The sequence below is a fragment of the Paenibacillus sp. RC334 genome (assembly GCF_030034735.1).
In the GTDB taxonomy this organism is placed as follows: domain Bacteria; phylum Bacillota; class Bacilli; order Paenibacillales; family Paenibacillaceae; genus Paenibacillus; species Paenibacillus terrae_A.
This window is the reverse complement of the sequence record NZ_CP125370.1, coordinates 2,721,394-2,734,732: the sequence shown is the minus strand read 5'-3', so window position 1 is coordinate 2,734,732 and position 13,339 is coordinate 2,721,394. Positions and strand designations below refer to the sequence as shown.

The following is a 13,339-nucleotide window of genomic DNA, read 5'->3' as shown; positions in this document are numbered from 1 at the left end:
CACGATCAGCTCCAGGGAACCGATGACTTGATTTGGTTAATCTCCTTTTGAACCAAGCTCAATTGCTCTCGCCAGTCTGGATACATCTTCCCTGGTGAGGTTTCATGGCTACGTTTCAATCCCTTTTCCAGCTCTATGACTTTTGCCAGCAGCCCGGACGCAAACAGGTTTCCTGCCCCTCCCTTAAGCGAGTGGATTAATCGGAGAGCGGCAGATAACTGTCCGTTGTCCATTTTCCTCGTCAATCTTTTATCGAGATGCTGGTATTCCTGAATCCATTTGTAAAGGGCAAATTGAAAAATATATACCTTTCCATCCATGCCGGCTATCGCCTGTTCCGCGTGAACACCATGTAATTCTTGCAGCCATGCTAAATGAATCCAGCTGTTTAACACTCTTACAGCATTCGGTTCATGGACAGGCTTGAGCAGCACAGCATTAATGCCTGAACGAAGGCAAACCTCCTGTTCATGCTGCGCAGCATCGGCCGTAAAGGCGATAATTGGAAGTCTGTTAAAAGCTTTCTTGCTGCGAATATGTCTGGCCGTCTCAAAGCCATCCATCTCTGGCATATGCAGATCAAGCATTACCATATCCCAGGAACGCAGTTCCAGTGACTCTAACAGTTCTCTTCCATTTGCAACCATGGTTACTTCAAAACCGCGCTCTGCCAGGAACTCGGTAATTACCACCTGGTTAATCTCATTGTCCTCCGCTATGAGAATTTGATACTTCTGTGTTGTAATCTCTCTTTCATAACGAGGGCTCATTATCGTATATGTATCCAGAGTATTAACATCTACAGACACTGTCTTTTCCTTTTCCAGCCTCCAGCGAATAACCTCCAATACAGCGTTTCGAGTCACGGGCTTGGACAAAAAGGCATCCACCCTGCTATCCTCGTCCCCAACTGCTATCCCTTCCATCTGGAACACTGTTGTAAGTCCAATGACCTGAGTCATCTGTCTATTTAGCAATTGAAGCCATTGTCTCCGTGTATCCAGCTCTCTAAAGCCATTCATCCCCATGTCGACCATAACCAAATCAAAATATTCGCCATTTTGAAAAGCTTCCACACATTCCTGAAAGGATGAAATGGTGTATGTTTCTAATCCTATGCTTTGTAGTAATTCGTTCAGACTAAATCTCAACAGCTCATGCCGCACAACAATTAAGGCTTTGCCGCTTATTTGTTTTTCTATCTGTGCGCCTTCCGGATGTAGATCCCCGATATTCAGTTCGACATTAAAGTAAAACCGACTGTATTCTCCCAATCGGCTTTCAACCTCTACATTCCCGCCCATGGCTTCAGCCAAATGCTTGCTAATGGCCAAACCCAGCCCGGAGCCCCCATATCGGCGGCTGGTTGATGTATTCGCTTGGGTAAAAGGGACAAACAGCTTGTTCACACCCACCTCGGAAATACCTATACCCGTATCCTCCACCATAAAGGACAACACTACCCGTCCGTTCTGCTGGCTTAGCATTTTCACCTCTAACAATACATGTCCCTGATCCGTAAATTTGACGGCATTAGTCAGAAGGTTTAAAAGCACCTGTTCCATCCGCAATGGATCACCTTTAACACTTTTGGGTAATTTGGGGTCCGTTATAAAAATGATCTCTATTTCTTTGTGTTCCAGCAAAGTACCCACCGTATCTGCAAGATGCCTAAGCATTTTTTCCAGCTCAAACTCCTGTCTTTCCAATTCCAAACTGCCTGCTTCCATCTTGGAAAAGTCCAGTACGTTATTGAGCATGGACGAGAGGGTACCCGAGGAGGCGAGCAGCTTGTCAAGGTAGTCTTTTTGGACAGCAGTCAGTTCCGTCTTGTTCAACAGCTTGGACAGACCGATGATCCCATTCAGCGGCGTGCGAATTTCGTGGCTCATATGAGCCAAAAAAACGCTTTTGGCATGGTTAGCCTCGTCTACCTCCTTTCTTTTCTGCTCGGAAGCTTTATACTCCGTAATATCCATTACGTGACCGATGACATGCTTGGTGATCCCGTCCTCCCTGACCGGATGTAAGGTAATTAAAGCCGAGTATTCCCAAAACTCCAGCTCAAATACCGTCCGGTCACCGAACCATGCCTGTTTGTAGTATTCGCTAAGCTGCTCTAGCGTTTCAGAGGAAAGCTCGAAAATATCCCCGAGTCGCTTAACATGCTCCCTTCGATTATAGCTGACTTGCAGATCCATACCCATGCGCTCCAGCAAGCCTCCTTCGAGCAGCCTATAATAAAATTCGTCGCCGCTTTTCTCCAGCCTGAAGGTAAAACCGGGTTGAACCCGAAGCACATTTAGGAGATCACGGTTTTGGCCCAGTAAACGTTGTTCATATGTATGTTTAATGATCCAAACGCGTACAAACAAAGCGATGAACATCAGACCAATCCCTAGCTCCAGCACACAAGTCATCAGAGCTCTATCACTTATGCCAAAATATAAGAATAGAATTCCTGTCACTCCATAAAAAACACGCGTGATCGTCTGCCGAATGAGCTGAGAAATCAGATTGCGGCGCGCAAATGTAATAGGCGGCTGAAAAGTCAAAACAATTAATAATATCACGATAACATAAAGCACCAAGTCTCGAACCAAGTGTTCTCCCTCCTGTAATCTCCCTACTTTGTAAGCTATATTGGAAATATAAAAAAACTCAGGACAGATTCCTTATGCCATAAGGCTTAAAGAACTGTCCCGAGCATTCATTGTACTATAGATTCCATAGGGTTCAAGTTCGTTTTAATACTTGAAACGACTAATCATAGACCTCAACTCAGCAGCCATTGTTGATAGCAGCTGAGCAGAGGCTGATATTTCCTCCATGGAAGCCAGCTGCTCTTCTGAGGAAGCGGCAACTTCCTCAGAAGTAGCAGCATTACCGGTTGCAATCGTCGCCAGCTCGTTGGCTGTCGCTGCAATCTCTTGTACACTCGCTGATATCTGTTGTGCAATCGCAGCAACCTCCTCCACCTGAGGTGTGGTCTCCCGAATGCCTTCCATCGCGTCTCCCAGCTTGACAATGGTTTCTTTAGAAATCTGCAGCCCATTCTGAACCTCAGTCGTAACACGGTTCATCGTCTGAACCGTGGTTTCCGTTTCATGCTGAATTTCGGCAATCAATGTGGCAATCTGTGTTGCAGATGCCTGCGATTGCTCTGCCAGCTTGCGCACCTCATCTGCAACGATGGCAAAGCCCTTGCCATGATCACCTGCTCTAGCCGCCTCAATCGCTGCATTCAAGGCCAGTAGGTTCGTCTGATTGGATAGTTCACCAATAACCTTGGTAATTTCACCGATTTCCTGTGAGCGGGCTTGCAAGGCTTGAATCATTCGGTTAGATTGCTCTACCGAATGGTGAATCGAATTCATTTGTTCGCCTGTTTGCTCAACGGATTTCCGTCCTTCCTCTGCTTGTAAAGAGGATCGTCTGGCCAAATCGGCTACCGAGATTGAGCGTTCCGCAATTTGTGTGACTCCCTGTGCAATTTCATCAAGGGCTACTGAGTTATTTTCCAGGCCTGTAGTCTGCTTCTCTGCTCCACTGGCAATTTCCTGAACAGCCTGTGATACCTGCTCACTTGCAGCACTGGTTTGTTCTGCGCTTACCGTTAGCTCGTTCGAGGATCTAGCGACATGATCTGCACTTTCCCCTACGTTCTGAATGACAGATCGCAAGTTATCCTGCATGTTTCGGAAAGCCAGTCCCAATTGACCAATCTCATCCTCGCTCTTCACTTGAATGTCCTGCGTCAGATCCCCTGCGCTCACATTAACCGCTTGTTCCTTCAATTTTAAAATAGGTTTGATGATGGAACGAATCAGGAAATAGACAATGATTATACCCACCACAAGACACCCGACGACCGTAAGCAAGGTGCTGATCAAAATCGGCTGTGCTGCTTCATCCACTTCAGATAAATACAGCGTTCCGCCTATCTTCCAGCCTGTCAGCTTGTTGGTCGCATAGTTCATATATTTGGACTGACCTTCATACTGATACTCGTATTCACCAGCGTCGCTCTCATACATGCGTGATTCAATATCTGCTATTTTGGTGCCTGGTGCCTTCGTCGGATGAACAATGTAAGTGCGCTCGCTGTCCAGCAATATGGCATAACCTTCACGACCTACTTTAATATTGTTCAGTGTCTCCTTAATACCGCTAACTTTCAGATCGATGCCAATAACACCCGAACCATCCGTCGTGGCTCTGGACACCGTAACCGTCATTTGCTTGGAGGATGCGGAGAGATAGGGCGCACTAATCGCTGTTTTTGCTTGTTCCTTTATGGACTGCTCATACCAGGATCTGACTCGGGGATCATAATTATCCGGTAATTCCTTCTGTGGATAGGTTGTAAATTTACCACCTTTCGTTCCATAATAAATGGATTCTGTTTCAGGATGAAGTGCAATATATTGCTTAAAGAATTCTTCCAAATTCGCCGCTTGTTCCTCCGTCTCCACCAGGTTGCCTTTTAGCCTTTCAGCGAAATATTCTGCATCATGCACCTTGGGTGAAATGGCGCTATCAATAATAAAATTAGTGCGGGTGATGACCTGCTCGGCGCTATCTTCAATCTGGTTTAGAATCTCCTGTCTGGCGCTCACAAATGATAGAGCCCCAACAATCATAGATGGTATGATCAAAAAAGCAATAAAAGCGACCATCAGCTTCGTTTTAAAATTATTGCTGAGCATCCTTCCCACGTGCCATGGTTTTCCTGCAAACTTCTTCATTAGTCAACATCTCCAATTCATCATCTGGATTGCTTGCATATTGTGAACCGCTTCGCTTTGCCAATGATTATTCACTCGACAAATTCACTTCCTCTTTTCCGTTCTTCATCATCTCCCTCTAAAACACTTCGACACAAAAAAGATATAAACACGACAACGAATAGGTATATGTACTTATTTTTGAATGAAGCAAGGCTCCTTGGAACCGATTCCTTAATATAATATACCTAAAAACTATTAAAAAAAATGCACAGAACATGTTAAGGAAATGTTAGTTTTAACTCACTATACCTACCTCTAAACATGAAATAATCCCCTTGAGGTTGGCATACATAAGGTCATTTTTCGAAAATCACCATATGCTTGTTACCCCAAGGGGATCAAATTTGTTTTTTATTTTAGGTTAATCAATTCAGTAAAGCCTTAAGATCATCGAGACGGGTGACAGGTGCCTGGCAGGCGAAATGCTCGCACACATACACAGCCGGTTTGCCATCGACGAGCGTGTAATCACGGATATAATGGACGATGTCTGCGATTGCGGACTGCCCCTCATCCTTCAAAATAACAACTGTATTCGGCCTGAATCCGGCTTGAACCGCTCGAATAAACTGGTCGGTCTGCGGATCATCCCTATGCCCCACAATAACAATTTCCTTCGTCGTTCCCGACGCATACAATAGCGAGCTAAGCAGCGCCGAGTAACCCGTTGGGTATTGAACAACCAAGCCACCAAAAACCTTGAATTGCTTGGCTGAATAGTCCTCCAACCGAGATTCCCCCGTCAACCGTGCCAGTCGCATCCAATTATGGGCCGCAATGCTGTTACCGGATGGAATCGCTCCATCATATACCTCTTTGGGCTTGGCGATCAATTGCTCACCATCTGATCCGTAAAAGAACAGTCCGCCCCGTTCCTCATCCCAGAACAAGTCGATCATATCCTGATTAAGCGTTAACGCCCGTTGCAGATATTGTACATCAAAGCTCGCCTGGTACAGCTCAATCAAGCCCCACACATAAAAAGCATAGTCATCTACATAGCCGGGATAAGCTGCATCCCTGTCCCGATAACGCGCCAACAGCCGTCCGTCGTCCCGTCTCAGATGGTTCCACAAGAACGTCTCTGCCCTCTGTGCCAGTTCGGTATATTTAGCCTCTCCAAATGCCTGTCCCGCCTTCGCTAAAGCAGCGATCATCAACCCGTTCCACGAGGTCAAAATCTTGTCATCCTTGTGAGGATGAACCCGTTGCTCTCTGGCAGTAAACAGCTTAGCTCGCAGCTCACTGGCCCGTTGCTCCAATTCCTGTTCAGTCAAGTCATGCTTGATCCCGTAGGCTTCCAGATTTATATCAATCAGGTTCGGAATGTTATGTCCTTCGAAATTGCCGTAAGGTGTAATCCCGTACAAATCGTTAAAAAAGGCGGCATCCTTATCGCCCAGTATAGCCCTTACCTCAGACTCGTCCCAAACATAGAATTTGCCCTCTTCTCCTTCGGAATCCGCATCCTCCGCTGAATAAAAGGCTCCTCCAACATCTGTCATGTCCCTTGCGATATATGTAAAGATTTGTTCCGCAATCCGTCGATACAGCTCCTTGCCAGTGACTTGCCAAGCCTCCGTATAAGCAATGGCCAGCAGAGCGTTATCATATAGCATTTTTTCAAAATGAGGCACCAGCCACTTCTCATCCACCGCATAGCGTGAAAATCCCATGCCCACATGGTCGTAAATTCCACCCCGATACATCGCATCCAGCGTCTTCTCTGCCATTTCCAGTGCCTGCTGATTTCCAGTGTGCTGTGCATATCGCAGCAAAAAAGACAAGTTATGCGGAGAAGGAAACTTGGGAGCTTCCCCAAAGCCGCCATAGTCCTTATCAAAGGCATAGCTGAATTGATGAAAGGCTTTGTTCAGACTATGCTCGTCCAGTTCGCCCCGATAACTGGCAAGCTTGTCGTGGCGTTCATGCTCGGTAAGCACCTGTTCGCCCAGTTCCACCAATTCGTCAGGTTGTTCCTTCCAACGGGCAGCCACCTTGTCCAACAGCTCCATTAGACCCACACGGCCAAATTTCTGCTCTTTGGGCAAATACGTTCCCGCAAAAAAAGGCTTGTGATCCGGCGTCATCAAAATCGTAAGCGGCCAGCCCCCATGCCCCGTCATCGTCTGACAGATGGACATATAAATATGATCCACATCCGGACGTTCCTCCCGATCCACCTTAATGGATACGTAGTCCCGGTTTAACAAATCCGCAACCTCTTCATCCTCGAACGACTCTCTCTCCATAACATGACACCAATGACAAGTGGAATAGCCGACAGATAAGAAAATAGGTTTATTTTCTCGTCTCGCTGTATCAAACGCTTCTTCACTCCACGCATACCAGTTCACTGGATTATGAGCGTGTTGGAGCAAATAAGGCGATTTCTCAGCGATTAATCTATTGGGCTTGCTGTTCGTTGTCATGGGGCATCACCTCTTTTCGGTTGGATTTGGGTAAAGATATGCTTAGTGTTAGTTTACCCAAATGAGTCGCAATCATCAATTTCGGATTACCTTAACAGTTCTCCTCATATCTTTTATCTTTAGTTTCAGCGCATACTCAATCACTGAGTTAGCTCACGAGCTTCAAACTATATAATCACTCACTTTGCAAAACCAAACCATGTGAACAGAATCAGGTCCCCAGTAGTTCTTTACTGCCTTATAGGGCTCTCCAAAGATCGTAATATCTTTAAAATCATTTTGTTGGAGTAATTCAATGAAAGCTCGCTCAATAGCGATTTTTGTTTTGTAAATTCTGATATCTTCATTCATTTAGCCACTTGCTCCTTATGTGTAAGTTTTCGAACACTTCATGTATAACATGTAAGATATCCTACAGATGATACGATATTAATTATGTTTTAAGTAGTAACTATGCTCTATAGTAAGCACATACCCCAATCGAAGGAGGAAAATATATGTTTAAGCAATATGTAAATAACGAACAATTTAATCTCCAAATTAATCGTTTTATCAATGATTATTATCAAGAAGATGATCGCACAGAAGCAGATTTGGAAAAAATGATTCCGAAATTAAACGATACCCATAGCTGGTATGAAGCTTGGCTGGATTCAGCAAAGAAACGCGAAGATAGCAAGGACTATGACTTAGCCTCAGTCTACTATCAAGCAGCAGAATTTTATCTTGCACCCACAGATCCCAATAAAGAAAAAATGTATCACAAATATACAGAAACCTTCTATAAAGGCTTTCATGATTTTGATTATGAATCCTACAAGATTCCCTATGAAGACTCCTATCTTCCTGCTGTCAAATTAATGACACCTGGAGCTACGAAAACATTACTTGTCTTTGGTGGGTATGATTCTTACATGGAAGAGTTGCTTAAAATGATGAAATTTATGAAGGGAATTCATTACAATATTATTGTATTTGATGGTCCTGGCCAAGGAACTGCATTAAAAAACGGTCTAAAATTCATTCATAACTGGGAAAAGCCCATATCAACGGTGATTGATTATTTCAAATTAGATCGTGTAAGCCTCGTAGGCGCTTCTTGGGGAGGATATTTGGCAATGCGGGCAGCAGCTTTCGAAAAGAGAATCGATAAAGTAGTTGCTTTTAACATTTTCTATTGTGGTTTAGATGCCTTAAAAATGGGTATGCCAGAAGAAACGTATCAGAGTATGATGCAGCTAGTCGATCATAATGAAGTAGATCAAGTGGATTCTTTACTTGAAAAGATGATGACTCACAATATTGATTTACATTGGAAGATTACCAAAGGGATGGAAAACACCGGTGAATCAACTCCTTTTGGTCTCATTAAAAATTTCGAAAAACACACGATGCAAGGCATTGGAGCATTCATTAATCAAGATGTTCTTTTATTAGCTGGAGAAGATGATCAATATGTACCTATTAGCCGACTACCACAAATTCAACAAGAATTAATAAATGCGGCTTCCATTACAACCAAAGTATTTACTAAAGAAACGGGGGGTGAGCAACACTGCCAAGCAGGTCACAGGGAGTTAGCATTTAATGAAATGAAGAAGTTCCTATAACACAGAGAGATAAATACCCAATCACAATTTCTCACATAAAAAATTCAGAGTATGGTTAATGCGGATATTTCATAAATATTTAAAGGAATTATGTATAACGTATGGTTTCCCCAAAAGGGGGAACCGTCTTTTTAGCGTAAGTATTGCCCTAAACATGCCTAGTCTTAATTTACCCAATGGAGAGATATCAATTTGTTACTTCTCCTTGTACCTTTTATATATTTATCTATGGTTTTTCTCTTTTAATTTCATTTACAATCACTTTCTATATAAACCGCAATTAAGATTATAACCTGACAAGCAGGCGATCTATCGTTTCCATCAGATGCTTCTAGAAGAATGACCGCACCGAAGGAATGGCCAATCAAATGCGCACCATTAGTAGCTTCCCCCAATAACTTTTTCAGTATATTCAAATACAGATTGAGAAGATTTTCCTCTCGTTTAAAAGGGGAACGTCCTAATCCTGGAAGATCCAGGATCTATACAGGTTGACCAGTTTTTTCATAAAGCTCTTGTCCGAAAGGAAACAAACCCTCTCCATCACTCAACAAACCATGTAATAAAATAAACGGTTTCCCTTCTCCTTGTAATTGATAAATGGTAGTGCTATCGATTAATGTTCGTTCAAATATATGATTAATGTTGGTCATTTTGATACATCATGCGATAATCCAGATCCGCTACTACGGCTGGGAAAAATTTCATTACACTCGTCTCCTTAAACCAATCTTCTCCCATAATTTTTTTGATGAAATATTTGAAAACTTTCGATTTGTAATAAAGTTCAGTCCATCAGAAGGAATTTGTGTAATTTTACTTACTCCACTATTCATAAGTGCTGTCGCATCAAAGATATGTATGAAGAAGGTGATTACGACAAAGAAGAATACTTGGACAGACTAAATAAAAGAAAAGCAGATATCAATAAGCTAGAAGCGGAAATTGACGATTATCAATTATTACTTCGAAAACAATCCGATCTTACTAATGACCAAAAAGCCAAAAAGTTTGAGGATGTAATATCTATACTTGATAGCACTTCTGTTGAAATAGAAACCAAAAATGGTCTGCTAAAAGAAATCATTGAGAAGGTTATATATATTAAGAATAACAATTGTCAAACTGACGATGCTTCATTAAGCTAACTGGCAGATTAGTTACATATACGTCAGAATTTTGCATAGGAGTGTAGTCCACCATCCAATACTAATTGTATGGAAAAGAGTCTAGATAAACAGTATACTAGCTATAATTGTTTTTTGTTGAGGTGAATATCAAATGGATGGAATCGATGAATCAAAACAAATTGTATTACAAATCGGCGGTGTCTTGAAAAAGTACAGAAAAGAAAAAAACATGAGCTTAGACGACTTAGCGGAATTAACGGGTGTAAGCAAACTTACTCTGGGGAATATCGAACGTGGCGATACAAATCCAACTTTGGCGATTATATGGAAAATTTCAAAAGGCATATCTTTACCGCTATTGGCTTTGTTGAAATCAGAAGACCCTGTTAGTTTGTATCGAGCAGGCGAAGGACTGCGGTTTTCTAATGATCAAAAAAATTGGATCATTGAACCAGTCTTTAAAAACGCAAGCAACGATATTGAAATGTGTCGGGCTTACTTACAGCCGAATAGCTCGTATCACCCTGAAGGTCATCATGTGAATACAACTGAAATTGCGACAGTAATGACTGGTTCCATTGAAATTCAAGTCAATGGAGAGATTTACACATTGAATCAATATGATACGATCAGTTTTCGTGCAGATTTTCCTCACTCTTATACCAATCATACGAATAGCGAAACAGTGCTCCATATATCCTTAAAGTATGGTTTCTAAAAGTCGAAAATTCCACTTATTAAATACAACTCCGAATTCCATGACGGGAATTCAGAGTTGTATTTTTGTTTTTAGATGAGTTCAGGTGTGTTATAAAATACTTCTTGTTAAAAATAATATACTATACTATACTTTTATTGTTCGCGCGGATGTTATTTCATAGTTTTTCAATCAGCAGGAAACAAATTTTACGTATGAATTCAGTAAGGAGAAATGAAGAATGTCGAACAAACAACATAAAAAAGCCGTACCATCCTCTATAGGACTGATAATTCTCGGCATTATTGTTATTGCAGCTAATTTACGTGCTCCTCTAACCTCAGTCGGTCCTTTAGTGAGTCTCATAAGGGATGACGTTCGTATTTCAAATACATTAGCAGGCCTGATAACAACGGTACCTTTGCTCGCCTTTGCTTTATTATCGCCTCTAGTACCAAAATTAGGACGAAGGTATGGGGTTGAACGTATCATTTTGATTGCCCTAATCTTTCTGACTGTTGGCATTGTAATACGTTCTTTATCTGGCGCAGCTAATCTGTATATTGGGACAGCAATTCTTGGATTCGCAATTGCCGTATGTAATGTATTATTGCCAAGTTTAATCAAAAGGGATTTCCCAAATAAAATTGGCTCCATGACAGGTGTTTACTCAATTTCAATGAGTTTATTTGGAGCAATCGCATCGGGAATCAGTGTACCGCTAGCCGTGAACGCAGGTCTAAAATGGCAGGGAGCATTAGGAATATGGGGGATTCTAAGCTTTGTATCGATTCTCTGTTGGTTACCCCAATTAAGAAATCAAACGAAGCAAACAACCACGACGAGTCAACAGATGGCCAGCAACGATGTGAATGTTTGGCGATCCCTCTTGCCTGGCAAGTAACCTTGTTTATGGGTATACAGTCCATGGTTTTCTATGTGTTGATCGCATGGTTGCCTGAAATTTTAAAGCAGCAAGGAATTGACTCAAACCAATCAGGATGGTACCTCTCGATAATGCAGTTAGCTCTGCTTCCATTTACCTTTATTGTCCCCGTTATTGCTGGGCGCATGTCTAGCCAACGTTTGTTAGTGGTCATCACAATCATTTTGCTTTTGACGGGAACGCTCGGACTTTTATACGGAAGCTCCAATATCATTCTGTTGTGGATTATAATACTCGGAATTGGTGGAGGCTGCGCCTTTAGTTTGTCCATGATGTTTTTCGGTTTACGTACTGAAAATGCGCATCAAGCAGCGGAACTGTCTGGCATGGCGCAATCGATCGGATATCTTCTTGCCGCAATCGGTCCTGCCCTTATAGGATTTCTGCATGATGCGACAAATAGTTGGAATCTGCCACTTTTCATTCTCCTTGGCGCTTCGGTCTTACTCTTTTTAGTCGGTATAGGAGCAGCAAGAAACCGTTTTGTAGGTAGCCGAAATAGTTACGAGCTGCCACGGAAAGGACGATAAATATGTTTGACAAAATTATTGTGGCAATTGATAAAGCTGAAATAACGAACAAACTCCTCGATGCAACTGTTGAAATAGTCCGAAACAAACAAACTCAAGTTACCTTGGTTAATGTCAGCCAGGGATATGTATCGAATGGCATGACATATTTACCAGAGAATTTCTTGGAAGAAATATTGAACGAAATGGAGAAAGCGAGTTTGGAACAGTTGCAACAAGCCAAATCCAAATTAGAATCTGCGGGGATTAACCCGGAAACACTTCATCTTAAGGGAGATCCTGCACATGAAATATTAAATTATGCAAGAGATTCCGAGCAGCAACTCATTATTATTGGAAGCCGTGGGCTAAGTGGCATAAAAGAAATGATGCTTGGAAGTGTCAGCCACAAGGTTTCACAGCTATCAAGTTGCCCAGTCCTCATTGTGCATTAACTCCTTCGGGAACTGCAGAGATGATGCATTGTTATACTAACGGAGAACTTTAGTTCAATAAAACAGCGACAGTCTAGGACTTTATTTACTCGTCCACGGCTGCCGCTGTTTTTATAGCTGGGGCCAGTCTAGTACTTTATTTTTTTTCTACAACAATGGCGATGTTCCGCAAGTAGAAGCCTTGTTTAAGTAGGTGTATTTTGGGGACATGACACCAATGACAAGTTGATTAAAGCCACACTACGAATACCCAACAGATAAGAAAATAGGTTTATTTTCTCGTCTCGCTGTATCAAACGCTTCTTCACTCCACGCATACCAGTTCACTGGATTATGAGCGTGTTGGAGCAAATAAGGCGATTTCTCAGCGATTAATCTATTGGGCTTGCTGTTCGTTGTCATGGGGCATCACCTCTTTTCGGTTGGATTTGGGTAAAGATATGCTTGGTCAATCTCTGAGTTAGCTCACGAGCTTCAAACTATATAATCACTCACTATATAATCACTCACTTTGCAAAACCAAACCATGTGAACAGAATCAGGTCCCCAGTAGTTCTTTACTGCCTTATAGGGCTCTCATGGAAGTATGTATCCGAATTCGCCGGGTTCAGAGAAGCATTAACCACTTGTTTTTTATTTTCAACTTCTATTTGAATATCATCTTGAAAATGACCCAGTCCTTCGTTTTCAAAGGCATCTGAGATTGAACATGTGTACAGTTGGCTGAATGGGAAGAATCAAGGTCAAAAATGGATGGAGGAGATGGCCCT

The 13,339-nt window shown here is 42.4% G+C and carries 9 protein-coding genes and 2 pseudogenes; 5 read left to right on the top strand and 6 right to left on the bottom strand.

The window, feature by feature from the left end:
* Positions 1-5: 5 nt before the first annotated feature.
* The 4 genes from QMK20_RS12610 to QMK20_RS12595 form a co-directional block, all read right to left on the bottom strand.
* On the bottom strand, positions 6-2,603 hold the full coding sequence (locus QMK20_RS12610; protein WP_283655987.1) for a hybrid sensor histidine kinase/response regulator: 2,598 nt from the start codon (positions 2,601-2,603) through the stop codon (positions 6-8).
* Between the two features lie 144 nt (positions 2,604-2,747).
* Positions 2,748-4,748, bottom strand: coding sequence for a methyl-accepting chemotaxis protein (locus QMK20_RS12605; protein WP_283655986.1), 2,001 nt, complete (start codon positions 4,746-4,748; stop codon positions 2,748-2,750).
* Positions 4,749-5,155: 407 nt separating this feature from the next.
* Positions 5,156-7,222, bottom strand: coding sequence for a thioredoxin domain-containing protein (locus tag QMK20_RS12600; protein ID WP_283655985.1), 2,067 nt, complete (start codon positions 7,220-7,222; stop codon positions 5,156-5,158).
* Positions 7,223-7,384: 162 nt separating this feature from the next.
* Positions 7,385-7,573, bottom strand: a complete 189-nt coding sequence (locus QMK20_RS12595) for a hypothetical protein (protein ID WP_283655984.1) — start codon at positions 7,571-7,573, stop codon at positions 7,385-7,387.
* Between the two features lie 146 nt (positions 7,574-7,719).
* On the opposite strand from QMK20_RS12595, the gene QMK20_RS12590 reads away from it, so the two are divergent.
* Positions 7,720-8,832 carry an alpha/beta fold hydrolase gene (locus QMK20_RS12590; RefSeq protein WP_283655983.1) on the top strand — a complete coding sequence of 371 codons (1,113 nt, stop codon included), beginning with the start codon at positions 7,720-7,722 and terminating at the stop codon, positions 8,830-8,832.
* Between the two features lie 326 nt (positions 8,833-9,158).
* Here the strand turns inward: QMK20_RS12590 and QMK20_RS12585 are convergent.
* Positions 9,159-9,674: pseudogene (locus tag QMK20_RS12585) on the bottom strand (alpha/beta fold hydrolase); the annotation flags it as partial.
* 15 nt (positions 9,675-9,689) lie between these two features.
* Between QMK20_RS12585 and QMK20_RS12580 the strand changes: the two are divergent.
* The 4 genes and pseudogenes from QMK20_RS12580 to QMK20_RS12565 all read left to right on the top strand — a co-directional run bounded on the left by QMK20_RS12580 (position 9,690) and on the right by QMK20_RS12565 (position 12,569).
* The gene (locus tag QMK20_RS12580; RefSeq protein WP_283655982.1) at positions 9,690-9,980 is read left to right on the top strand and encodes a hypothetical protein; all 291 of its coding nucleotides are present in this window, start codon (positions 9,690-9,692) and stop codon (positions 9,978-9,980) included.
* A 133-nt stretch (positions 9,981-10,113) separates the two neighbouring features.
* Positions 10,114-10,680 carry a helix-turn-helix domain-containing protein gene (locus QMK20_RS12575; protein WP_283655981.1) on the top strand — a complete coding sequence of 189 codons (567 nt, stop codon included), beginning with the start codon at positions 10,114-10,116 and terminating at the stop codon, positions 10,678-10,680.
* A gap of 220 nt (positions 10,681-10,900) precedes the next feature.
* Positions 10,901-12,135: pseudogene (locus tag QMK20_RS12570) on the top strand (CynX/NimT family MFS transporter).
* A 2-nt stretch (positions 12,136-12,137) separates the two neighbouring features.
* The gene (locus tag QMK20_RS12565; protein ID WP_283655980.1) at positions 12,138-12,569 is read left to right on the top strand and encodes a universal stress protein; all 432 of its coding nucleotides are present in this window, start codon (positions 12,138-12,140) and stop codon (positions 12,567-12,569) included.
* Positions 12,570-12,809: 240 nt separating this feature from the next.
* On the opposite strand, the gene QMK20_RS12560 is transcribed toward QMK20_RS12565, so the two are convergent.
* Positions 12,810-12,971, bottom strand: coding sequence for a DUF255 domain-containing protein (locus QMK20_RS12560; RefSeq protein ID WP_082067336.1), 162 nt, complete (start codon positions 12,969-12,971; stop codon positions 12,810-12,812).
* Between the last annotated feature and the right edge of the window lie 368 nt (positions 12,972-13,339).